The sequence below is a fragment of the Bradyrhizobium sp. LTSP849 genome, assembly GCF_000938255.1.
Classification (GTDB): domain Bacteria; phylum Pseudomonadota; class Alphaproteobacteria; order Rhizobiales; family Xanthobacteraceae; genus Bradyrhizobium.
Window position 1 is genome coordinate 18,282 of the sequence record NZ_JYMR01000051.1, and the last position, 23,126, is coordinate 41,407.

19 protein-coding genes are annotated in these 23,126 nt (G+C 65.3%); 14 read left to right on the forward strand and 5 right to left on the reverse strand.

Annotation, left to right across the window (positions count from 1 at the left end):
• Nucleotides 1-114: 114 nt before the first annotated feature.
• The 3 genes from UB31_RS28755 to UB31_RS28765 all read left to right on the forward strand — a co-directional run bounded on the left by UB31_RS28755 (nt 115) and on the right by UB31_RS28765 (nt 3,017).
• Nucleotides 115-927 (forward strand): UDP-2,3-diacylglucosamine diphosphatase, encoded by an 813-nt coding sequence (locus UB31_RS28755; RefSeq protein ID WP_045008735.1) that lies wholly within the window; start codon nt 115-117, stop codon nt 925-927.
• Nucleotides 927-1,970, forward strand: coding sequence for a glycosyltransferase family 4 protein (locus tag UB31_RS28760; protein WP_045013343.1), 1,044 nt, complete (start codon nt 927-929; stop codon nt 1,968-1,970). The genes UB31_RS28755 and UB31_RS28760 overlap by 1 nt, the downstream gene beginning before the upstream one ends.
• Nucleotides 1,971-2,033: 63 nt before the next feature.
• Complete coding sequence (locus tag UB31_RS28765; protein ID WP_045013344.1) at nt 2,034-3,017, forward strand: threonine/serine dehydratase family protein; 984 nt, start codon at nt 2,034-2,036, stop codon at nt 3,015-3,017.
• A gap of 67 nt (nt 3,018-3,084) precedes the next feature.
• Here UB31_RS28765 and UB31_RS28770 read toward each other — a convergent pair whose 3' ends face one another.
• Nucleotides 3,085-4,827: a caspase family protein gene (locus tag UB31_RS28770; protein ID WP_045013345.1), complete on the reverse strand. Its 1,743-nt coding sequence runs from the start codon at nt 4,825-4,827 to the stop codon at nt 3,085-3,087.
• 190 nt (nt 4,828-5,017) lie between these two features.
• On the opposite strand from UB31_RS28770, the gene UB31_RS28775 reads away from it, so the two are divergent.
• Nucleotides 5,018-5,461 carry an RbsD/FucU family protein gene (locus UB31_RS28775; protein ID WP_045008731.1) on the forward strand — a complete coding sequence of 148 codons (444 nt, stop codon included), beginning with the start codon at nt 5,018-5,020 and terminating at the stop codon, nt 5,459-5,461.
• Nucleotides 5,462-5,630: 169 nt separating this feature from the next.
• On the opposite strand, the gene UB31_RS28780 is transcribed toward UB31_RS28775, so the two are convergent.
• Nucleotides 5,631-7,019 carry a hypothetical protein gene (locus tag UB31_RS28780; protein WP_045013508.1) on the reverse strand — a complete coding sequence of 463 codons (1,389 nt, stop codon included), beginning with the start codon at nt 7,017-7,019 and terminating at the stop codon, nt 5,631-5,633.
• A 75-nt stretch (nt 7,020-7,094) separates the two neighbouring features.
• Between UB31_RS28780 and UB31_RS28785 the strand changes: the two genes are divergently transcribed.
• A complete protein-coding gene (locus UB31_RS28785; RefSeq protein WP_045013346.1) occupies nt 7,095-8,291 on the forward strand; it encodes an MFS transporter in 1,197 nt (398 codons plus the stop codon).
• Here the strand turns inward: UB31_RS28785 and dgcA are convergent.
• The gene (gene dgcA / locus UB31_RS28790; protein WP_045013347.1) at nt 8,261-9,256 is read right to left on the reverse strand and encodes an N-acetyl-D-Glu racemase DgcA; all 996 of its coding nucleotides are present in this window, start codon (nt 9,254-9,256) and stop codon (nt 8,261-8,263) included. The genes UB31_RS28785 and dgcA overlap by 31 nt on opposite strands.
• 134 nt (nt 9,257-9,390) lie before the next feature.
• On the opposite strand from dgcA, the gene UB31_RS28795 reads away from it, so the two are divergent.
• Genes UB31_RS28795 through UB31_RS28810 form a run of 4 tightly spaced genes read left to right on the forward strand, consistent with a single transcriptional unit; the run spans nt 9,391 to nt 12,640 of the window.
• Nucleotides 9,391-10,524, forward strand: a complete 1,134-nt coding sequence (locus tag UB31_RS28795) for an MlaE family ABC transporter permease (protein ID WP_045008726.1) — start codon at nt 9,391-9,393, stop codon at nt 10,522-10,524.
• A 2-nt stretch (nt 10,525-10,526) separates the two neighbouring features.
• Nucleotides 10,527-11,321: an ABC transporter ATP-binding protein gene (locus UB31_RS28800; RefSeq protein WP_045013348.1), complete on the forward strand. Its 795-nt coding sequence runs from the start codon at nt 10,527-10,529 to the stop codon at nt 11,319-11,321.
• A 16-nt stretch (nt 11,322-11,337) separates the two neighbouring features.
• Complete coding sequence (locus UB31_RS28805; RefSeq protein ID WP_045013349.1) at nt 11,338-12,228, forward strand: MlaD family protein; 891 nt, start codon at nt 11,338-11,340, stop codon at nt 12,226-12,228.
• Between the two features lie 58 nt (nt 12,229-12,286).
• Nucleotides 12,287-12,640, forward strand: coding sequence for a hypothetical protein (locus UB31_RS28810; protein WP_045013350.1), 354 nt, complete (start codon nt 12,287-12,289; stop codon nt 12,638-12,640).
• Between the two features lie 388 nt (nt 12,641-13,028).
• Here UB31_RS28810 and UB31_RS28815 read toward each other — a convergent pair whose 3' ends face one another.
• A complete protein-coding gene (locus UB31_RS28815; RefSeq protein ID WP_045013351.1) occupies nt 13,029-18,728 on the reverse strand; it encodes an apolipoprotein A-IV repeat region-like domain-containing protein in 5,700 nt (1,899 codons plus the stop codon).
• 398 nt (nt 18,729-19,126) lie between these two features.
• On the opposite strand from UB31_RS28815, the gene UB31_RS28820 reads away from it, so the two are divergent.
• Both UB31_RS28820 and UB31_RS28825 read left to right on the forward strand, forming a co-directional pair.
• On the forward strand, nt 19,127-19,501 hold the full coding sequence (locus UB31_RS28820; RefSeq protein WP_156175608.1) for an Hpt domain-containing protein: 375 nt from the start codon (nt 19,127-19,129) through the stop codon (nt 19,499-19,501).
• Between the two features lie 173 nt (nt 19,502-19,674).
• On the forward strand, nt 19,675-19,995 hold the full coding sequence (locus UB31_RS28825; protein WP_045008721.1) for a 2Fe-2S iron-sulfur cluster-binding protein: 321 nt from the start codon (nt 19,675-19,677) through the stop codon (nt 19,993-19,995).
• A 64-nt stretch (nt 19,996-20,059) separates the two neighbouring features.
• Here the strand turns inward: UB31_RS28825 and UB31_RS28830 are convergent, their stop codons facing one another.
• Complete coding sequence (locus UB31_RS28830; protein WP_045008720.1) at nt 20,060-20,527, reverse strand: acyl-CoA thioesterase; 468 nt, start codon at nt 20,525-20,527, stop codon at nt 20,060-20,062.
• 182 nt (nt 20,528-20,709) lie between these two features.
• Between UB31_RS28830 and UB31_RS28835 the strand changes: the two genes are divergently transcribed.
• The 3 genes from UB31_RS28835 to UB31_RS28845 all read left to right on the forward strand — a co-directional run bounded on the left by UB31_RS28835 (nt 20,710) and on the right by UB31_RS28845 (nt 23,126).
• Nucleotides 20,710-21,738: an NAD(P)/FAD-dependent oxidoreductase gene (locus UB31_RS28835; protein WP_045008719.1), complete on the forward strand. Its 1,029-nt coding sequence runs from the start codon at nt 20,710-20,712 to the stop codon at nt 21,736-21,738.
• Nucleotides 21,739-21,846: 108 nt separating this feature from the next.
• The gene (locus tag UB31_RS28840) at nt 21,847-22,461 is read left to right on the forward strand and encodes a DUF2147 domain-containing protein (RefSeq protein WP_045008718.1); all 615 of its coding nucleotides are present in this window, start codon (nt 21,847-21,849) and stop codon (nt 22,459-22,461) included.
• Between the two features lie 308 nt (nt 22,462-22,769).
• Nucleotides 22,770-23,126, forward strand: a complete 357-nt coding sequence (locus UB31_RS28845; RefSeq protein WP_045013352.1) for a hypothetical protein — start codon at nt 22,770-22,772, stop codon at nt 23,124-23,126.

Below are 23,126 nucleotides of genomic sequence, written 5' to 3' on the forward strand. Positions count from 1 at the left end.
GCATGCGACTGATATTCGCGGGGAGGGCGAGGCGAGGTTTGATTCGTATCTGAGGGTGCCTCAAAGGTTCAATTGGTCATCCCCCTGTCACGGGACATTGTTACAGGCTGTCGCATGGGAAGTTACGATATGAGTGACGAGAGCCCTGAAAGGCGCTTTCGCACCTTGTTCATCTCCGACGTTCATCTCGGAGCCCGCGGTTCGCAAGCCGACCTTCTGCTGGACTTCCTGCGCTACCACGATGCCGATACCATTTATCTCGTCGGAGACATCGTCGATGGCTGGGCGCTGAAATCGAGCTGGCACTGGCCGCAATCTCATAACGATCTGGTCCAGAAGCTCCTGCGCAAGGCGCGCAAGGGCGCCAAGGTCATCTACATCCCCGGCAATCACGACGAGTTCCTGCGCAACTATTACGGTACGCATTTCGGTGGCATCGACGTCGTCGAAAACACCGTGCACACCGGCGCGGACGGAAAGCGTTATCTGGTCATCCACGGCGACATCTTCGATCTCGTCGTGCAGAACGCGCGCTGGCTCGCCCATCTCGGCGACAAGGCCTACGACTTTGCGATCCAGATGAATCGCTTCGTCAATTTCTTCCGGCGCATGTTCAAAGTGCCCTATTGGTCGCTGTCGCAATGGGCCAAGCAGAAGGTCAAGAACGCCGTCAACTATATCGGTGCGTTCGAGCAGGCGCTTGCCGCTGAGGCGCGCCGTCACGACGCCGATGGCGTGATCTGCGGCCACATCCACTACGCCGTGATCCGTGACGAGAACGGCATCCGCTACATGAATTGCGGCGACTGGGTCGAGAGCTGCACTGCGCTCGTCGAGCACGACGACGGTCATTTCGAGATCATCACCTGGGCCGATCAGGCTCGGAAGCCGGCGGAAGTCCCGCAGGTGGCAGCAAGGGCGGCTTGATGCGCATCCTGGTCGCGACCGACGCCTGGCACCCGCAAGTCAACGGTGTGGTTCGGACGCTGACCAAGCTCGCTGACGCAGCCAAGGGGTTCGGTGTCGAGTTCACGTTTCTGACGCCGCAATCGTTTCGCACCTTTGCGATGCCGAGCTATCGCGACGTGCGGCTGGCGATGCCGCGCCCGGCCCGGATCGCGAAGCTGATCGAAGAGGCCCAGCCCGACGGCATCCATGTTGCGACGGAGGGGCCGATCGGCCTGATGGTCCGCCGCTATTGCCGCCAGCGCAAGCTGCCGTTCACGACCAGCTTCCACACCCGCTTTCCCGAATATGTCCGCGCCAGGGTGCCGGTTCCAGAATCCCTGATCTGGCGGGCGCTGCGCCGTTTCCACAGCACCAGCCGGGCCGTGATGGCGGCAACCCCGGCGCTCGCCCGCGAACTGACCGAGCGTGGCTTTGCCAACGTCGTGCTGTGGCCGCGCGGCGTCGACACCCAGTTGTTCCACCCCCGTGCCATCGATCTCTGCCTTCCGGCGCCGGTGTTCCTCTCGGTCGGCCGGGTCTCGGTGGAGAAGAATCTCGAGGCCTTCCTCGACCTCGACCTGCCCGGCACCAAGGTGATCGTCGGTGACGGCCCGGCGCGCATCGCGCTGGAGGAGGCCTATCCGGACGCGATCTTCCTGGGCGAAAAGCACGGCGAGGCGCTGGCCGACATCTATGCGGCGGCCGACGTCTTCGTGTTTCCCAGCAAGACCGACACCTTCGGCCTGGTCCTGCTCGAGGCGCTCGCAAGCGGCCTGCCGGTCGCGGCTTTCCCGGTGAAAGGCCCCCGCGACGTCATCGGCGATGCGCCGGTCGGCGCGCTGGATCATGACCTGCGTAACGCCTGCTTCTCCGCGCTCGACGTTTCACGGCCGGCCTGCGTCGAATTTGCCTCCAATTACACCTGGGAGGCCTCGGCGAGGGCTTTCGTCGACAGCATTTTGGCGGTCGGTGCGGTGCTGCCGGGCCGATCCGGCATGGAACAGCCGCGCTTCGTCGCCTGACTGGGTAAAATCCTCTCGCGGAGGTGTCTTGCCCGCGCCGCATCCGTCGCGATAACATCCGATATGACCGAACAACCTCTTCCGATCGGCCCCGCCGATATCGATGCTGCGGCACGTGTGATCGCGCCTTTCGCTATCCGTACCCCGCTGCTGTCCTTTCCCGTGCTGAACGAGCGTGTCGGCACAAAGGTGTTCCTGAAGCCGGAGATGCTCCAGCGCACCGGCTCCTTCAAGTTCCGCGGTGCCTTCAACAAGGTCGCCTCGATCCCGCAGGACAAGCGCGCCGGCGGTGTGGTCGCGTTCTCCTCCGGCAATCACGCCCAGGGTGTGGCGGCCGCGGCCAAGATCCTCGATATGCACGCGACCATCGTGATGCCGGCGGATGCGCCGCTGTCCAAGCGCGAGCGCACCAAATCCTACGGCGCCGAGGTCGTGCTGTACGATCGCTACAACGACGATCGCGAGGCGATCTCGCGTGGCATCGCCGAGAAGCGCGGCGCGACGCTGGTCAGGCCCTATGACGATCCCTTCGTGATCGCGGGGCAGGGCACCGCCGGCCGCGAGATCGCCGAGGACATGGCAGCCCTCGGTCTTGCTCCTGATATCGTGGTGGCGCCGGCCTCCGGCGGCGGCCTGATCGCGGGTGTCGCGACCGCGGTGAAGGCGCGCTATCCGCTGGCGCAAATCGTGGTGGCCGAGCCCGAGGCGTTTGACGATCACGGCCTGTCGCTGACCGCAGGCCATCGCGAACCGCATGCGCCCGCAGGCCGCACCATCTGCGACGCGCTGATGGCCCTGATCCCCGGCGAGATGACCTTTGCCATCAACAGCAAGCTGCTGGCGCGCGGCGTGACGGCCTCGGACAAGGAAGTCGGCGCGGCCGTCGCCTTTGCCTATCGCGAGCTCAAGCTCGTGGTCGAGCCCGGCGGCGCGGTGGGCCTTGCTGCGCTGCTGGCGGGACGTCTCGACGTCGCCGGCAAGAACGTGGTCATCGTGCTCTCCGGCGGCAATGTCGATGCCGATTTGTTCGCCGAACTGGTGGCCTGATTTTCTGACATGAAGAAGGGGCAGAGCGTTGCCGCTCTGCCCCTTTGTCGTGTGCGGTTCGTTGCGATCAGTGCATGAAGCCGCCGCGATGACCGCCGCCACCGCCCATGCCGCCGCCGCCCATCATGGGCGCCTGGTTCATCGACTGGCGGAAGTTGTTGCCGCCACCATTTCCGAACGAGTTGAACTGCGGGCGGTTGTTCCGCACCTGAATCTTGTTCACCGGATTGTTGTTGAGCTTCACGACGCCGGTGTTGCCGTTGTTGACGCGGATCGGCTGATTCTGGGTCTGCACATTCGTCGTCTTCACGTCGGTCGTCTTGACGTCGACGTTCGAGCCGCCCTTGCCGATAGTCACGGGCATGCTCACGATTTTGCCCGGGTTGCTGTTGGCATTGCCGGCATTCGGCGTGGTATTGGTCGCCGGCAGCGTCACGATCTTGCCGATGCCGCCGTTGTTCGTCGTAGTGTTGGTCGGCGCGGGCAGGGTGACGATCTTGCCGATGCCGTTGCCGTCGACCGGCTTCTGCACGATCGGCAGGTTGGCGTTCATCTGCGACCCGCCATTGCCCTGCTGCATCAGCGGCATGTATTTGGGCTGGCCGAGATTGCCGATCTTCAGGGTCGGGGCAATGGTCTGCGGAGCCAGGAACTTCGTCGCCTGCATCAGGGGGATCTGCTTCGGCTGCGTCTCGAGCTTCAACGCCATCTGCGCATAGGGGCTGTTGCCGTAGTTTTTGTAGAAGGCCTGGTAGCCGATCGGCGAGTTCGCCAGCACCGCCTGGTGCCAGGCCTGCGTGAGCAGCAGGTTCGACAGCAGCCAGCGGATGTGATCGCACAGCGGGTCGCGCGGATACATCTCGATGAACTCCTGATAGTACTCGGGCCGGCCTTCCGACAGCACGTAGTCATAGGCCTGGCGGGTCGAGCGGCTCGGCAGGTTGGCGGCCATCTGCACCACCGGCGCATTCACCGGCGCGCGGTTGGCGGCAACGGCCGTGTCGCCGAAGAAGGTGAAGTCAGACGTCAGCGACGAGCTTTCCCACGGGATCTGCGCGCCGCTGGTGGTCTGGTTGACCTGGAGACGCACGCGCTTGAACAGCTGCTCGATCGGCACGTTGGGTTCGTGCGCGATGTTGAGGAAGGCCTGCGTGTAGGGGCTGTGGCCGCCGGCACCGTCGAGCGCTTCAGCACCCGGCGCGGTCGAATAGCCGACGATCGAGCCGTTCGGTGCATCGACGATGGCGAGGCCGCGGCTGGCGTCATTCACGTTCGGGAACGGGTTGTTGCGGCAGGCATCGAGAATAACGATGCGCATCCGGCTCGGGATCGTCTCCAGCGTCGACATCACGTCGACCAGACGCACCGAATTGTTGACGAGCTCGGTCTGGTTCGAGACCTGCGCGTCGACGGGAACGAGATAGTTCTCGCCGGCGAGCTGCACGCCGTGACCGGCGTAATAGATCATCGCCACCGTGTTCGGACCACGCGCGGACACCTTGGCTGAAAAATCCTGCACGACGCGAAGCATGTCGTTCTGGGTCAAATCGGTCGCCGAGATCACCTCGAAGCCGGCCGAGTTCAGGAACTGCGCCATCGACTGCGCGTCATTGTCGGGGTTCGCGAGTTGCGGCGCGTTCTGGTAGTTCGAATTGCCGATCACCAGCGCCACCCGCTGCTCCGGGCCTTGCAGCGCGGTCGGGGCTGCGGGCTCGACAGGGGCGACTTGTGCGGAAACAGGGCCGCAGGCAAAGCTAAAGAGGCTCCCCAGCAGGCCCGCAGTCATCAGGAAAGGCTTTAGGCGGAACATGGCGTGCTCCTTTGGCACTCATCTCGATGCGAGATTGGTTGCGAGGAAGCTTGGCCGCGTTCGAGCCTCTGGTCCGTGATCGCGATCACCAAGGGCAGGTTGCGTGATCTGAATCACGCTTGGAACCTGCTATGGTGAGCGGCCGGCTTCGCCGGCCAAAGACAAGCCTTTCGGGGGGATAGTCCTTCACATGCTAAAATCGATCGATCCGATCCTCACGCCCGACCTGCTCTGGTTGCTCGCCTCCATGGGCCATGGCGACGACCTCGTGGTCGTCGACGCCAATCACCCGGCCACGCATATCGCCCGGACGACGTCGTCGCAGCGCCTGATCCAGTTGCCCGGCATGAGCATGGAGACTGCGGTGCGCGCCATCATGACGCTCTATCCGCTCGACGATTTCGATCCAGATCCGGTGCGCGTGATGATGCCCGTCGACGATCCCGACCGCGTGCCGGACGTGCAGCGCGCAGTGTTGGCGGAGATCGACCGCGCTGTCGGCCGCTCCGTTGCTCCGGGCAAGCTCTCGCGGCCGGATTTTTATCGTGCGGCGGCCGCGAGCTTCGGTGTCGTGCAGGTCGGCGACAGCCGGGGCTATGGCTGCTTCCTGATCCGCAAGGGCGTGATCAGCTAGGGAAGCTGACCTCGATCAGTTGCAGCGCGTTCGGGATACGAGTGTGAGCACGCTGTTGCCTCACACTCCGTCATTGCGAGCGTAGCGAAGCAATCCAGAGTCTTTCCGCGGCGGCAGTCTGGATTGCTTCGCTGCGCTCGCAATGACGATTTGGAGAGAGCCTGCGCCCTTACGAGAAGAACGCGATCTTCTCGGCCTGGGTCATGCGGCGGATCGGTGCCAGCGCGTCGTTGGCGGGGGCGCGGGGCTTTTGCAGCATGCCGCTGGCGAGGATGGTTGCGCCCAGCGAAGCCTCGGACAGGGGCGAGGGCATCGGGAGTGTCGCGGTCGGCGCCGCGCCGAATGTTGCCGTGGCCGTCATGGCGGGAGCCGGTTGCTGCATCACCTCGGCGGCGGCTTCTGCGATGGCGTCGGTGAGGCGCGCGAGCGATTCCATCGCGATCGGCGCTTCAGTGACCGGTTCTTCCACGGGCGGTGCGATGGCCGGCTCTGCTGCGATCGGCTCCGGAACCTCGGCGGCAACCGGCGGGGCGACTTCTGCGACGATCGGCTCAGGGATGTCGGCGGCCATCTCCATCGGCTCGACAATCTCGTCGAAGTCCGGATCGGGCGCGGCCATCTCCATCGCGATCCGCGCGAGCACGGCGTCGTCCTCGGCTTCTGCTGTGGCATCGAGCGAAAACTCGTCCGTGATCTCCGCGACAGCGGCGGGCTCGGCGAGGCTCTCCTCAACGGCAGCGAAGCTCTCTTCAACCGTGACTTCAACCTCGACTTGGCTCTCGGCGATCTCCGGCTCGATGGCGACGTCGAGTGCGTCCTCCGCGACGGACATCGCGTCAGCAGCGCCGGTCGTTTCCACGACTGCTTCGAGCTCAGGAGCAATGGCCGCGTCCTGCGGCTCCTCCGTAAAAGCCACAGGTGGTTCGCTCGCCGTCGCCGCGGCCGCTTCGACAGTCGGCGCTTCCGCGACCGGGGGCGGCGGTTCCCGCACCGGAGCCGGCGAAGGCTGCACAGCCGAGCCGTCCGCGTCGGTCTGCTCGACCCGGTTTCTCAAGAGATCGAAGGCGACCTTGAGGTCGGCGCGCGGGTCGACGATCGAAACCTGGGCGCAAGCCGCCTCGATGGAGGCGAGCTGCGAATCAATGAGGTCGCAGATTCGCCCGTCGGCGCCGATCTCGCGCCAGCGCCAGGAGATCTCCTTGATAATACGCACCCCGCGCGGGATCGCCGCGAGGCTCGCCTCGATCGCGGCGGGGTCGAAGGCTGCGATCGCGATCGTCTCGGCCTCCCGGATCGCGCGGCGGATCTCGACCAGCGCTTCGGGCAGGCGGTCCTCGACGACGGGTTGGCGCTGCGCCGCAAGGGTTTCCTCGATTTTCGCGACCGCATCGAGCACCATGCTGGTGTCGGCGTTGCGGTTGCGCTTGGCAAATTCGCCGAGGAACCAGCGGCCGCGCGCGGTTTCCATGAAGGCTTCGCGGATCGCGTCGTAATCCTGCTCGTTCGGCTCGGCCGCGCGGGCAGACATAGGCGAGAGGGCGAATGCTTCAGAGGCCATGTCAATCTCGTCGCGCAAATCACTGCGCGTTACTGTAACGATCACCACGATATCGACCGAATCGCAATTGGTTTGATGGCACCCGAATCACAAATCCCCACTACAGCTTCCGAGAAGCAGCGATTCGCCGTGCGTCTGGCGCTGTTCTATTCGGCGGTGTTCGCGGTGTCGGGCACCCATCTGCCGTTCTTCCCGGTCTGGCTGAAGGCGATCGGCGTCGATGCGGCCTGGATCGGCATCATCAACGCAGTGCCGGGGATCACGCGCTTCACCACGCTGCCTTACGCCACCGCCTTTGCCGAAAAGCGCCATGCGATTCGCGCCGGGATGATGGTTTCGGTGTTTGCGACGGCGGTTGGATTTGCGTTGGTCGGTGTGATGCACCAGCCGCTGGCGCTGCTCCTGATCTATGCGGCTACCTGCATCATGTGGACGCCGGTCGTGCCGCTGACGGATGCGTATGCGTTGCGCGGCGTCGTTCGTTACGGCTTCGACTACGGGCCGGTGCGGCTGTGGGGATCGGCAGCCTTCGCCGCCGGCTCGCTCGCCTGCGGCTATCTCGTCGACAGCATCGCTACGCGTGAGCTGATCTGGGTCATCGTCGCATGGGCTGTTGTTGCTGCCATCGCCGGCCTGTTGCTCCAGCCGCTCGACGATGTCAGGCGAAAGATTGCGGATAGGCACGCCGGCAAGGCGCTGTTGCGCGATGCCGGCTTCTGGTTGGTGATCGTTTCGGCCGCCCTGATCCAGGGCAGCCATGCGGCCTACTACTCGTTTTCGGCGATCAGTTGGCAGGCCCGTGGTCTCGGTGGGCTCACGATCGCCGGACTCTGGACGCTGGGTGTGATCGCCGAGATCATCGTCTTCGCGCTGTCGCCGCGCTTCTCGCTGCATCCGTCGTCGCTCGTGGCGATCGGTGGTGCGAGCGCCGTCCTGCGCTGGCTGATCACGGCGCACGATCCACCACTCGCGCTGCTCGCGGTCGTGCAGTTGGGACACGGCCTCACCTTCGGCGTGACCATCGTCGGCACCATGACCCTGCTGGTGCAGCGCGTGCCCTCGCATCAAATCGCGCGCGGGCAAGGCTACTATGCGGCGTGCAGCGGGCTGTTGGGCGCGACGACCTCGATCGTGTCAGGCGTGATCTACGCGCACATCGGCGAGGGCGTGTACTACGTCATGGCCGCGATGGCCGGTGCCGGCGCGCTGCTGATCTGGTCGGCGCGGCATCGGCTTAAGACTCAGCCCCAGAGCGAAGAGTCCGGCGGATAGACCAGGCTGTCGTCGTAGCGCAGCCCGTGATCGCGGTCGCGCGCGAGCAGCAGAGGGCCGTCGAGATCGACGAAGCGCGCCTGCGGCGTCACCAGCATTGCGGGGGCCATCGACAGCGAGGTTGCGACCATGCAGCCGATCATGATCTCGAAGCCGAGCGCCTGCGCGGCATCGGCCATGGCCAGCGCCTCGGTCAGGCCGCCGGTCTTGTCGAGCTTGATGTTCACGGCGTCGTAGCGCTGGCGCAACGGCGCCAGCGAGTTGCGGTCATGTACGCTCTCGTCGGCGCAGACTGCGAGCGGCCGTTTGATCCGCGCCAGCGCATCGTCCTTGCCGGCCGGCAGCGGCTGCTCGACCAGGGTGACCCCGGCGGCCTCGCAGGCGGCGAGATTGTGCTCCAGATTGGCTTCGGTCCAGGCCTCGTTGGCATCGACGATCAGCTCGGATTCGGGGGCGGCCTTGCGCACCGCCGCGATCCGCAGCCCGTCGCCGTCGCCGCCGAGCTTGATCTTGAGCAGTGGCCGGTGCGACGCCCTGGCGGTCGCCGCCGCCATGGCGTCGGGCGTGCCCAGCGAGATGGTGTAGGCCGTGGTGCGCTCGCCCGGCACCGGGCGGTCCAACAGGTTCCAGGCCCGCAAGCCCGCCGCTTTGGCCTCCAGGTCGATCAGGGCGCAATCCAGCGCGTTGCGGGCAGCACCTGGCGGCATGACGGCTTGCAGGGCCTGTCGGGTGAGGCCGTTTGCCACGGCGTCCTGCATGGCCTGGATGGCGGCAAGGGTCGCCTCGGGGGTCTCGCCATAGCGGGGATAGGGCACGCATTCGCCGCGGCCGGTCAGGCCGTTTTGGCTCACTTCGGCCACCACCGTCACGGCTTCCGTCTTGGCGCCCCGGCTGATCGTAAAACTGCCGGCGATGGGAAAGCGCTCGATTCGCGCGGCCAAGGCCGGAACTTTGCTGGAAGTCATTTTGAACTCTGGCGAAATCTGAACCTGCTAGTTACCTCTAGCAACTAACATTAACCAGTTGGGGATACCTTCTCTGGGTAAGGGCGCGTGCGCAACTATCTGATTTCCTCCGCCCCGGCACGGGAGCGGACACCTTGAGCGGCGATCCGAAGCTGGAACGGATTGCGAAAGGCAATGCGCTGGCCCTCTGCGCCACCGGAACCTGGACCGCGAGCTTCGCGCCGGTCCTGGAGCGGATGGTCGCCGACGCGGAAAAGCTTGCCGGCGGCCCGCAGAACGTCTTCATCGACGTTTCCGAGGTCGCCAAGCTCGACACGTTCGGGGCCTGGCTGATCGAGCGGCTGCGCCGCAGCCTCACCAAAGGCGCCGTCGAGGCGCAGATCGCCGGTCTTTCCGCCAATTATTCGAGCCTCGTCGACGAGGTGCGGCGGGTCAGCGCGACCCCCGTGGTTGACACCACCACGATCACCATCACCGGCATGCTGGAGCAGATCGGCCGCACTGTTGCCGGTGTCGCCGGCACGGTCGCGGGCCTCATCGACATGCTCGGCGCGGTGCTCGCCGCCGCCGCGCGCACCCTGATCCACCCGCGCTCGTTCCGCCTGACCTCGACCGTGCATCATCTCGAGCAGGTCTGCTGGCGCGCGGTGCCGATCGTGGTGCTGATCACCTTCCTGATCGGCTGCATCATTGCGCAACAAGGCATCTTTCATTTCCGCAGGTTCGGCGCCGACATCTTCGTCGTCGACATGCTCGGCGTGCTGGTGCTGCGCGAGATCGGCGTCCTCCTGGTCGCGATCATGGTCGCGGGCCGCTCGGGCAGCGCCTACACCGCCGAGCTCGGCTCGATGAAGATGCGCGAGGAGATCGACGCGCTCCGCACCATGGGCTTCGACCCGATCGAGGTGTTGGTGCTGCCCCGCATGCTCGCCTTGGTGCTGGCGCTGCCGATCCTCGCCTTCCTGGGCGCCATGGCCGCGCTCTATGGCGGCGGCCTCGTCGCCTGGCTCTATGGCGGCGTCGATCCCGAAGCCTTCCTGCTGCGTCTGCGCGACGCCATCTCGATCGACCATTTCATCGTCGGCATCGTCAAGGCGCCGGTGATGGCCGCGGTGATCGGCATCGTCGCCTGCGTCGAGGGGCTCGCGGTGCAGGGCAGCGCGGAATCGCTCGGACAGCACACCACCGCCTCGGTGGTAAAGGGCATCTTCTTCGTCATCGTCATGGACGGCGTGTTCGCCATCTTCTTCGCCTCGATCGGGATGTGACGATGGCGCAAGAAATCCAAAACGCGATCCAAAACGCGATCCAAAATCCCATCATCCGCGTCCGCGACATCACCGTGCAGTTCGGCGCGACGCGCGTGCTCGACGGCCTCAATCTCGACGTCAAGCGCGGCGAGATTCTTGGCTTCGTTGGTCCCTCCGGCGCGGGCAAGTCGGTTCTGACCCGCACCATCATCGGTCTCGTGCCGAAGGTTGCAGGCTCGATCGAGGTCTTCGGCGTCGATCTCGATGCCTCCAATACAGCGCAGCGTCGCAACGTCGAGCGGCGCTGGGGCGTGCTGTTCCAGCAGGGCGCGCTGTTCTCCTCGTTGACGGTGCGGCAGAATATCCAGTTTCCGATGCGCGAATACTTACGCGTCTCGCAGCGGCTGATGGATGAGATCACCATCGCCAAGCTCACCATGGTCGGCCTCAAGCCCGAAGTGGCCGAGCGCTTTCCCTCGGAGCTGTCCGGCGGCATGATCAAGCGCGTCGCGCTCGCACGTGCGCTGTCGCTCGATCCGGACCTCGTCTTCCTCGATGAACCGACCTCCGGCCTCGATCCGATCGGCGCCGGCGATTTCGACGAACTGGTCAGGACCCTCCAGCGAACTTTAGGCCTGACCGTTTTCATGGTAACGCACGACCTCGACAGCCTTTACACAGCTTGCGACCGCATCGCCGTTTTAGGGAACGGTAAGATCATTGCGGCAGGGTCGATCGCCGACATGCAGGCCTCGCAGCATCCCTGGCTGAGGCAATATTTCCATGGCAAGCGCGCTCGCGCGGTGATGGGCTGAGGTGCCGGAGTAGCTGATGGAAACGCGGGCAAATTACGTCTTGATCGGGTCGTTCACGCTGGCGGTGATCGCCGCGGCGATCGGCTTCGTGCTGTGGTTCCAGTCGCTGCACTCCGTCAAGCAGCGCAGCCCTTTCCGCGTCGTGTTCGAGGGCCCGGCGGCGGGCCTGCGCAACGGCGGCAGTGTCAATTTTAACGGTATCCGGGTGGGTGAGGTGGTCTCGGTAAAGCTGGACAACCCGCGGCGGGTTGTCGCACTCGCCATGATCGAGAACAACACGCCGCTCCGCAAGGACACTATGGTCGGCCTCGAATTCCAGGGCCTGACCGGCGTCGCCGCGATCTCGCTCAAGGGCGGCGAGGAGGCGGCTCCGCCGCCGCCGCTCGACGAGGACGGCATCCCGACGCTGACGGCCGATCCCAACAAGCTCCAGGACGTCACCGAGGCGATCCGCGGCACGCTCCAGAACATCAACAAGATCGTCGCCGACAATCAGGAGTCGGTGAAGAACTCGCTGAAGAATCTCGAGACCTTCACCAATTCGCTCGCCCGCAACGCCGAGAAGATCGATGGCGTGATGGCCAAGGTCGACGGCGTGATGCTGAAGGCCGACAACCTCATGCTCGGCCTCAACACGCTGGCCGGCGGCAAGGACGGCGGTGAGCTGTTCCAGGCGGTGAAGTCGATCCGCGAACTCGCCGACGATTTCGACAAGCGCTCCGGGGCATTGATGACCGACGGTCGCCGCACGCTGGGCGACATCAGCCGCGCCGTGAATAATTTCGACCGCAACCCCACGCGCGTATTGTTCGGCGCTAGCAACAACGCGCCAGCGGCCGCGCCGCCGCCGCCGCCGCCGGCCGAGGCGCCGAAGCCCGCGCCCGCGAACGAGCGCAAGCGACAGTAACGGCTCGATGTGGACCGTTTACCGATCGCGGAAGCCGGAGTGACATAAGGACCAAACAATGTCCGGTGGCGATCCGTTCGTGTTTCAAAGCGATCCATACGACATTATCGACTCGGTCCTAGCGCCGTGGGCGAGCAAGCACGCCATAAAGGTGGCTAAGCTCGACCGCGAATACCATGTGCGCTCGGTCTGGGTGTTCGACCGACTTGGCGATGCGCGGGCTCAAATGTGGCTTGAACTCCCGAATGCACAAGGCGAAGTAACCGTGATCGCTGCTGCGCTTGATCCCTCTAGCCTGACCAAATGGGGACAGCGAGAAGAGCGTCGAGCGACCCTGTCGACGCTTGAAGCTGTCCTTGAAGAACTGCGACCACTGATATTCGATTGGAGTGGTCCGGGCGCCTTCACGTAGATACTCATTCGCTAAAACAAAAACGGAGGCAATGACGCCTCCCTTTGCATTGAGTCCGCCGCCGCTTCGCCGCCGGTACCGGCGCCCGAGCGTAAGCGGCAGTAGCGCCTCTCTCCTCCGTCATTTCGAGCGAAGCGAAGCAATCCAGACTGTCTCTGAGGAGGCAGCCTGGATTGCTTCGTCGCAAGGGCTCCTCGCAATGACGGAGCGGCGGGATTGCGCGCCGGCCTCGTAGCCCGGATGGAGCGAAGCGCAATCCGGGACCGTCCCCGCATTCCGCTGCGCTCCATGCGGGCTACGATCGTTCCGCGCAATGAGCAGCCCCATACAAAAACGGAGGCCGTGAGGCCTCCGTTTTCATTCGCTATTCGTTATCGCTACGAACCGCTCACCCCAGCCGTCCCGCCGCATGCGCGAGCAGGGTGTAGACTAGGCCCGTCTCCGAGGTCAGGTGGTTGCGCAGCTCCTGCGGGCCGCGGCCGTCGCGGGCGACTTCGTCGAGCAGGCGTTCGAACTCGGCGACGTAGCGATCGACCGTGCCCTTGAAGTTGCGGTCGGAGCGATATTTGCGGGCGACTTCGTCAAAAGCCTTCTGGCCGGCGGGCGTGTAGAGGCGCTTGGTGAAGGCCTTGTTCTCGCCGCGCTGGTAGCGATCCCACATCTCGGACGCAAGGTTGCGGTCCATCAGCCGGCCGATGTCGAGCGACAGCGACTCCAGCGGATTGGCACCCTGAGGGGCCTGCGGCTGCGGAGCGGGTGCAGCGCGGCCACGCGGGGCCTCACGTCCGGTCGGAGCACCCTGGTTGGCGTCCGTGCGGTTCAACAGGTCGGACAGCCAGCCGTCGCGGCCCTGGTCGTTGCCGGCCGGCGCGACCGGCGGCGCTTCGGTGCGGCGCGAAGCCGGCATGCCGAGGTCCGGCGGCGGCAGCGTGGAGGCGCTGCCGGTGTCGCGCATGCGCGTTTCGGTCCCGCGGCCGCCGACGGCTGCCAGCGCAGGCTCTTCCTGGCGCTGCACGGTGGCGCGGCCCGTCGTGGTGACGTCGAGGCCGCGGCCATGCTGGGCCACGATGCGGTTGAGCTCGGCGAGCGCCTCGATCTGGTCGACGATCACCTTGCGCATCTGCGCAGTGCTCTCGGCGGCCTCCTGCGGCATCTCGAGCACGCCGCGGCGCAGCTCGTTGCGGGTGGCTTCGAGCTCGTTGTGCATCTCGAACGCCATCTGCTTCATGCTGGAGACCAGGTTGCCGAACTTCTCGGCCGACTGCTTGAACATCGCATCCGCCTCGTCGGTGGTCTGGCGGTAGATGTCGTGCATGGAGTCGATGGTCTGGCGATGCTCCTCTTCGGACGCCGACCGCACCGCCTCGAACTGACGGGTGATCGCGGCCGAGCCTGCGCCGGCGGTCTCTGCGACCACGCGGGCGATGTCGCGGGCACGCTCTTCGGCGGCGGCCAGCGATTCATCGAGCAGACCGGTGAAGCGCGACAGCCGCTGGTCGAGATCGGTCGTGCGCAGGTCGATGGTGGTGACGAGCGATTCCAGCGCCTGCTTGCGTTCGGCGAGCGAAGCGGTGGTGTTCTTGTTGCTCTGCTCCACGACCTGGGCGGCATCGACAAGCGCCTTGCCGTGCGCGTCGAACTGGGTCGACAGTTCGCCGAGATCCAGCAGCGCCCGCGTGGTCTTCGTATTGAAGACGTTGAGCTGGTCTTCGAGGTTCTGCGTCGCTGCCCCATTGCGCGAAGTGACGTCGTTCATCGCCGAGACGAAGTCGGCGACACGCGTCACCAGCGCCCGCTCCAGCGAGTTGAGGTTGTCGTGCGCACCGGTCAGCACCTCCTGGAGGAGGATGTTGCCTTCGCGCAGCCGCTCGAACAGGGCCACCGTGTCGGTGCGCAGGATCTTGCTGGTCTCCTGCATCTCGGTGACGGCCGCAATCGAGACCTGGCGCGACTGATCGATCGCCGCGCGCGAGGACTGCTCGAGGTCCTTGAGCGACTTGTTGACCGCACCGGTCGCCATTTCGCTCGCCGAGTTGATGGTTCGCGCCACCTCGGAGCCGTTGCCCATCATCGTTTGCGAGAAGGCGTGGCCGCGCGTTTCGATCGACTTCAGCGCGTCGGAGGTGACGCGGTCGATGTCGAGCGTGAGCTGGCTGGTCTTTGAGCCGATCGCGTCCACAAGCGAGCCGCGCTTGGCGTCGATCATGTTGGCGAGACGGTCGGCCTGCTGCTGCACATAGGTGACGATCTCGTCGGTCTTGCCGGTCATGGCCTGGCCGAAGCTGCTGCTGGCCGAGAGCACCGAGCGCTCGACGTCCGCCGAGCTCGACTTGACCCGCGAGCTCGCCTCGTTGGAGGCATTGATCAGCGCATTCTGGGCGTTGAGCGCGCTGGTCTGGATGTCGTTGGTCGCGTTGGTCGTGGCGGTGCTCAGCACGCGCTCGATCTCGGTCGAGATCGTGCGGATCTGGCTTGCGGCGTCGGCCGACGTCGAGGTCAGCGACGTCTGCGCCTCACGCGCGCTGTTCAGAATCGTCGAGGCGGTGTCGGCGCCGACCGAGGTCAGCGTGCGCTCGATGTCCGTGGTGAGCGACTTGAGCTGGCTCGCAGCGTCCGTCGATGCGGAGATCAGCGTGCCCTGGGCCTCGCGCACGCCGCTGGTGAGCGCCTCGATGGTGGCGCCGCCGGCGGTCGCCAGCGCGCGCTGCATCTCGGCCGCCAGCGAACGGACCTGGCCGGTTTGTTCTGCGGAGACGGCAAGAAGGGTGCTCTGGGCGTCGCGGGCGCTGGTCGTGATCGTCTCGGCGGTCGACTGGCCGACCTGCGAGAGCGAGCGGTGAACTTCGGCCGCGAGCGACTTGACCTGGCTCGCCGCATCCGAGGATGCCGTGACCAGGGTGTTCTGGGCCTCGCGGGCGCCGGTCGTGATGGTCTCGGCCGTCGCGGTGCCCGCCATCGAGAGCGAGCGCTGCACGTCGGACGAAAGCGCCTTGATCTGGTTGGCGGTCTCGCTCGAGGCCGCGATCAGCGTACCCTGCGCATCGCGGGCGCCGGCGGTGATCGCCTCGGCCGTGGTGGAGCCGGCCAGCGACAGCGAGCGCTGCACGTCGGCGGTGAGGGTCTTGACGTGGTTGGCCGCGTCCGAAGAGGCGGTGACGAGCGTGGTCTGCACCTCGCGGGCGCCGGCCAGGATCGATGCCGCGGTGGCCGAGCCTGCCGCCGACAGCGTGCGTTCGACGTCGGCCGCGAGCCCCTTGATCTGGTTGGACGCGTCGCCCGAGGCCGAGACCAGGGTCGACTGCGCCTCGCGGGCGCTGGTCAGGATCGAGTTCGCAGCACCAGTGCCGACCGCGGTCAGCGCACGCTCGACCTCGGCGGAGGTCATCTTGAGCTGGGCGTTGACGTCGGAGGAGACCGTCATCAGCGACTGCTGGGCGGTGCGCGCACCGGTCTGGATCGTCTCGCTGGTGTTGACGACGAGGTTGGTGAGCGAGCGCTCGGCGTCCTCGACATGCGAGCGGATCGCGGTCGAGATCATCTCGGCGCGGGACATCATGTCCTCGCTGGCCTGGCGTCCGCTGCTCTCGATGCGGCCGGCGACGGCCTCGACGCGCGAGCCGAGCAGGTCCTCGAACTGGGCCACGCGCACATCGATGTCGCTGGCGACGGAACCGACCTTGGTCTCGATGGCGTGGTGGATATCCTGGAAGCGCGCCGTGACCGTGTCGGTCAAATGCATGCTGCGGCCGTCGATGACTTCGGTGACGCCGGTGATGCGGCGGTCGACAGCCTCGATTGCCTGCGCGGTGCCGTCCGTGAGCGTCGCCGTCAGGAGGGTGAGGCGCGTGTCGATCGACTGCACCGCCTGCGAGGCGCCATTGGTCAGCGCGGTGTTCAGGTAGGTGAGGCGGGAGTCGATGGACTCAAGTGCCTGCGATGCGCCGCCCGTTAGCGTCGTCGTGAGGTGGGTCAGCCGCGTGTCGATCGTCTGGATCGTCTGCGATGCGCCGTCAGTGAGCGTCGACGTGAGGTGGGTGAGGCGCGAGTCGATGGACTCGAGCGCCTCGGACGCGCCGCCAGTGAGCGTCGTCGTGAGGTGCGTCAACCGTGTATCGATCGACTGGATCGCCTGCGTGGCACCGTCGGTCAGCGACGTGGCGAGCGTGTTGAGACGCCCGTCGATGGTCTCGGTGACGGACTTCGCGCGGGTATCGAACGACTGTTCGAGCGCGGTGACGCGGCCGCCGAGTTGCTCGTCGAAGGTCTTGATGTGGCCTTCGATCGTACCATCGAGGCTGGAGATCTTGCCGTTCAGCGAAGAGTCGAGGTTGGTGACACGTTCGCCGATCGTGGTCTCGAACTGTACCAGCCGTTGGTCGAGCACAGCCGTGATCGCGCCGCCGTTGGAGGTGAAGCGGGTGTCGAAATTGTCGACATAGGTCTTCAGCGTCTCGTGGATGTCGTGCGTGCGCTGGCCCATGCGCTCGACGATCTCACCGCCGAAGGTCTTCACGGTGCGGTCGAACTCGGAGATGTGGCGCGTGATCAGCGCACCCAGCGTGCCGGAATCGCGGGCGAACTTCTCGACCAGCTCGGAGCCCTGGTTCTTCACCAGCTCGTCGAACGCGCTCATCTGGAGCGAGAGCGAGTCGTGCGCGGTCTCGGTCTGGCTGACGACCTTGGCGACCAGCGTGTTGACGGTGGCGTCGAGCGCTTCGCTCGCCTTGTCGCCGGAGGTCATGATGTGGCCGGCGAGCCGGTTGCCGGCGTCGTCGATCTTGGCGGAGAGGTCGTTGGAGCGCAGCTCGAGTTCGAGCAGCAGCGAGTCGGACGAATTCTTCAGGCTGTCGTGCACCTGCTCGGTGCGCTCGGAGATGCCGTCGACGATCGCGGCGGAACGCTGCTCGAACTCGCCGGTGATGCGGTCGATACGCTCGTTCAGCATCTCGTGGACGCGGTCGGCGAGGTCGACGAACTCGTCGTGGACGTGGCCGGTCTTGAAGTTGAGGCTGGTGGTCAGCCGCTCGCTGGCGTCGAGCACCGCGCGCGTGGTCTCGGCGCTGGCCTCCTCGAGGCGATCGAGCAGGTCGCCGCCGCGCTCGCCGAGCGCCAGGATCATGTTGTCGCCGGCATTGCTCAGTGCGCCCGTGATGTGGGCGCCGCGCTCTTCCAGCGCGCCGGTGATGGACTTGGCGACCTCGTCGACGCGCGAGGCGATCGCATCCGAGATCAGCGCGATGTCGTGGCGCAAATCGATCTGCACGCCGGAAATGGCGCTGCGGACCTGCTCGGCCTGGCCGACCAGATTGTCGCGCTGATGCGCGATGTCCTGGAGCAGGGCGCGGATGCGCACTTCGTTGTCGGAATAGGCGCGTTCGAGCGCCGCAACCTCGTTGGCGACCAGCGTCTCGAGCTCGCCGGCGCGCGCAATCGCGCGCTCGATGCCGTCGCCCATCGCCGCGACCTCGCGGCGAATCGCCTGACCAACGGTGACCATGGAATCGGAGGCCGAGCCTTCCGGCTCGGAGAAGCGGATCGCGACCTGGGCCATCGCCTGCGCGACCGAGCTCATTTGCTGGCCGCGCCAGACGAGGCTCGCCAGGAAGTAGAACAGCATGATCGGCGCGAAGAACATCGTGGCGAGGCCGGCGATCGCCAGCACACCGCCGCTCTCGCCCATGGCGGCCCGAATCGAGGGCAGGAAGCTGACCGTCAGCGCGGCGCAGGCGGCCAGCCAGATCACGGTGAAGATTGTTGCGCCCATATAGATGCTGCGGGCAGGGCGGCCCGTCTGCAACGATTGGAGGAGTTGGCCGATGGTCTCGCGGTCGTCATTGGCGGCGCGGCGCGAGGAGCGCGGTTCCTCGATCTGATGGAACACGTTGCGTTCGTTGGCGGCGGCGCGCGGCTCGAAGACCGGCTCGTCGAACACGGGGGGCATCGGCGGCGCCATCGAAGGCGCCGTTTCGTTCCGCGCCGAGGCGCTGCGGCTGGTATCCGCGGCCGTGTCGCTGATGTTCAGGGCTTCCTGGATCGCAGAAAGCGCAACTTCTGTGGGGTCTTTGACCTTTTTCGGAGTGTTTGCCATGTTCAGTCCGAGCCCTCGTTACTTGTACGCGTCCCCCCGCGAGCCCCGCGCGCTACGCAAGCCCACAGTCCGGATCATGCCGCTTTCGCGGGGTCTCCGAGCCGTCCCCACCCGGACGGCTTGTCCGCCAATTTCTGCAACATCCTATTGGCAGAGCGTCGCGAATGAAATGGCTGCGATTAATACAATCTTAATCATCGTTAACAGGAACGCGCCGTAACGCCTTAGCCCTCAATGAAATTCTCCACCGAACTTGGCCGATTGCGGCAACTTTTCGTCAATAAACCGGCAGAATTACGTAAAACGGCCGGAACACTTCGTTAACCATTTCCATGCTTGGGTGAGGCGAAAGTTCACCGCCGGACCGGCGGAACATCCGCGATGCCGGGGCCCGCGCCATGACGCCTGAACTGCAACGGATGGACTGGATGCCTTCGCCCCCGCTTGCGCCCATCGACAGCCCGCTCGATTTCGACCACCTCTCGCGCATGACGCTCGGTGACGCTGAGCTGGAACAGGAAGTGCTTGCCATGTTCGCCGAGCAGGCGGTGCGTCTGCTCGCGACGATGGCGGCGCTGCCGACCGAGACCAGTGCACTCGCGCACAAGCTGAAGGGCTCGGCGCGCGGGATCGGCGCCTTCGCGGTGGCGGACGCCGCCGCCAGCCTGGAGACCGCGATCCGGACCGGCCACAACCGGCCCCATGCCTTCGCCGCGCTGAAAGAGGCGGTCGCCGAGGTCCGTGCTGCGATTGCCGCGATCCTGAAGCATTAGGCTGCCCCTACCGGTGCCGGCGCCCTGCGCACTAGTCTTTTGTTTTGACGCGTTTTCTTCCCGCGAACCGGTATCCACTTCGCATCAAAACCCTATGGCGCCGGCCTGATCGACCCGTTATAGGACAGCTCGGACCCTCCTTTTTCCCCAAGATCGCGGCAGCACGAGCACACATGGCCAAAATTCACTTTGTCGATCACAAGGGCGAAACCCGTACGGTGGACGTCGAGAACGGCGCCACCGTGATGGAAGCCGCCATTCGCAACAGCATTCCCGGCATCGAAGCCGAATGCGGCGGCGCCTGCGCCTGCGCGACCTGCCATGTCTATGTCGACGAAGCCTGGCGCGAGAAGGTCGGCAGCCCGACGCCGATGGAAGAGGACATGCTCGACTTCGGCTTCGACGTGCGTCCGAACTCGCGCCTGTCCTGCCAGATCAAGGTGAGCGACGAGCTCGACGGGCTCGTGGTGGCGACGCCGGAACGCCAAGCCTAAGCACGCCTCTTTAAGAGTGCATGATCTTTCCGGAAAATCGCTACACACTTTTCCGGATCATGCATTATGCGGCTGGCGGCGCGACCGCGATGCCGCGCTTGTGCCAGGGTCTCAATTTCTCGATCACCTCTGCGGTGAGCGGCGCAGGCCGCCGCGTCACCTCGTCGAGCATGACGCCGACGGACGTCGCCGACGCGATGCACTTGCCTTCCGAAAACACCACCTGCTCGAAGGTCACCGAAGTCCGCCCCAGTTTCACGACACCGAGGCCGAGCTCGATCGTGCCCGGCCAGCGCAGCTCGGCGCGGAAATGCATGTCGAGCCGCACCATGATCCAGGCGAGCCCCGGCGGCGTCAGCCCGTACTCCGGGCTCTTCATCAGCGTGACGCGGCCGGTCTCGAAATAGGTGGCGTAGACCGCGTTGTTGACGTGCTGGTTGGGGTCGAGATCGCCGAAGCGGACGTTGTCGCTGAGGCGAAAGGGAAAGTCCTCCAGGCGCGGCGTCGTATCGAGGCGGCTTGGTGCGTTCACCGGTTGATCTCCGTCATATCCATCCTCGTTACATCCCAGTTATTTTGACCCGGCAAGTGGGCGCGGCTGCGGGGCGCTCCCGCTTTTATGCCTTCCCTGATCCATCCCCGTTGGCTAGACAGGCAGGGTCACCTCTGCCCGCCGGGCGCCGTCCAACCGATAACGACCGATAAAGAGACGACATGAGCGACGTGATCAAAACCGATGTGCTGATTATTGGCGCCGGCCCCTGCGGTCTGTTCGCCGCCTTCGAGCTTGGCCTTCTCGACATGAAGACGCATTTCATCGACATCCTCGACAAGGTCGGTGGCCAGTGCGCCGAGCTCTATCCGGAAAAACCGATCTACGACATTCCCGGCATTCCGCAGGTCTCAGGCCAGGGCCTCACCGAGGCGCTGATGGAGCAGATCAAGCCGTTCCATCCGACCTTCCATCTCGGCGAGATGGTGGAGACGCTCGAGAAGATCGGCGATCCCCTGTTTCGCTGCACCACCGACGCCGGCAAGGTGTTCGAGTGCAAGGTCGTGGTGATCGCGGCCGGCGGCGGCTCGTTCCAGCCCAAGCGCCCGCCGGTGCCGGGCATCGAGGCCTATGAAGGCAGTTCGGTGCACTACGCCGTGCGCAAGATGGAAAATTTCCGCGACAAGCACGTGCTGGTCGTCGGCGGCGGTGATTCCGCGCTCGACTGGACGCTCAATCTGCATCCGCTCGCCAAGCGCATCACGCTCTTGCATCGGCGTGACGATTTTCGCGCGGCCCCCCACAGCGTCGAGCAGATGCGCGCGCTCGTGGCGGCCGGCAAGATGGATCTCCGGCTCGGCCAGGTCACGGCGCTCTCCGGCACTGAGGGCAAGCTCACCGGCGCGACCGTCAAGGGCAACGACAACGTCATCACCGAGGTCGCCTGCGACACCATGCTGCCGTTCTTCGGACTGACCATGAAGCTCGGTCCGGTCGCGAATTGGGGCATTGCGCTCGAGAATAATCTGGTGCCGGTCGAGACGTCCGCGTTCGAGACCAACGTGCCCGGCATCTTCGCGATCGGCGACATCAACACCTATCCCGGCAAGATCAAGCTGATCCTGTGCGGCTTCCACGAGGGCGCGCTGATGTCGCAAAAAGCCCACCGCTACGTCTATCCCGAGAAGCGGCTCGTGTTCCAGTACACGACTTCGTCCTCCAGCCTGCAAAAAAAGCTCGGTGTCAACTGACCGCGGCGGGAGCGGGAAGGCCGCGCCCCATGTTTCTGGTGCTGGAATCGTTCGCGAAATCGCCGTAGTCTGCGGCCATTCCGGTCGTGGCTTAGCAAGGTGATCATAATGCGGAATCTCTTTCCCGGTTTTCGGCTGCTCGCGTTCCTCGCGCTCGCGCTGTTGCTCAATGCGGTGAGCCCGGCTGCGGCGCAAGTCCCGGCTGCGGGCACGGCCCAGCCAACCGCCGCAGGTCTCTGGCAGAAGGTCGAAGACGGCAAGCCGGTGGGATGGTTCCTCTTCATCGACCACAACGGCATCTTCGAGGGTGTCATCGCAAAAACCTTTCCGCGCGACGGCGACGATCCGAACGAGGCCTGCACGAAATGCGCGGACGATCGCAAGAACCAGCCGGTGCTCGGGCTCTCCTTCATCCGCGACATGAAGCGTGAGGGGTTGAAGTACGAAGGCGGCAATGTGGTCAATCCGCGCGACGGCAATATCTGGAAGGCCAAGATGACGGTGAGCCCGGACGGGCAAGTCCTGACCATGCGCGGCTTCCTCGGCATCTCCCTGTTCGGCAAGGATGAGACCTGGCAGCGTCTGCCGGACGCCAGCATCGCCGAGGTCGATCCCGCCATCATCGCCAAATATCTGCCCGCGCAGGCTGCCGCGACCAAGCTGCCGCCCGCACCCGCGGCCAAGAAGGGCGGCGCGATGATGGCGCCGGCGGCGAAGAAGTAGGGGCGCCCGCGCACCGCCGTCATTCCCCGCGACAGCGGGGAATCCAGCACGCGGCAGCCGCTTCGAATTCCCGCGCTGACTCCGGAATACCGGATCGCCCGATCAGTCGGGCGATGACGATTAAGTGTGTGGCTCGTTCTCCTCGCGCCAGTAGTTCCCCGGAATGCGTGCTGGCGCCGGATTTGCATAGTTGTCGCAAAGCTGTTGGGGGAACGAGTCGCCGCTTTCCACGCCCGCCGCCGCTATGCGGGGGGCGGGCGGCCTTGTCTGTCCCTCGCGGCGCCGATTTCGATCCGCGGGAACACGATATGAAACTTGCACGACCGTGTGCGGCGACGCTGCTGGGGCTGATGACGCTGCTGGCGACATCAGCGCTGGCGCGCGACGACGGGCGCTACGCCAACTCGCCATTAAAACCCTGGTTCGAGAGCCTGCGTAGCGAATACGGGCAGTGCTGCTCGGATGCCGACGGCTATGTCGTCGCCGACGTCGACTGGGAGTCCGATCAGGGGCACTACCGCGTGCATCTCGACGAGGAGTGGGTCGTCGTGCCCGACGGCGCCGTGATCAACGAGCCGAACAAGATCGGCCGCACCATGGTGTGGAAGCACTACATCGACGGCCACCCGCGCGTGCGCTGCTTCATGCCGGGCAGCATGACGTAG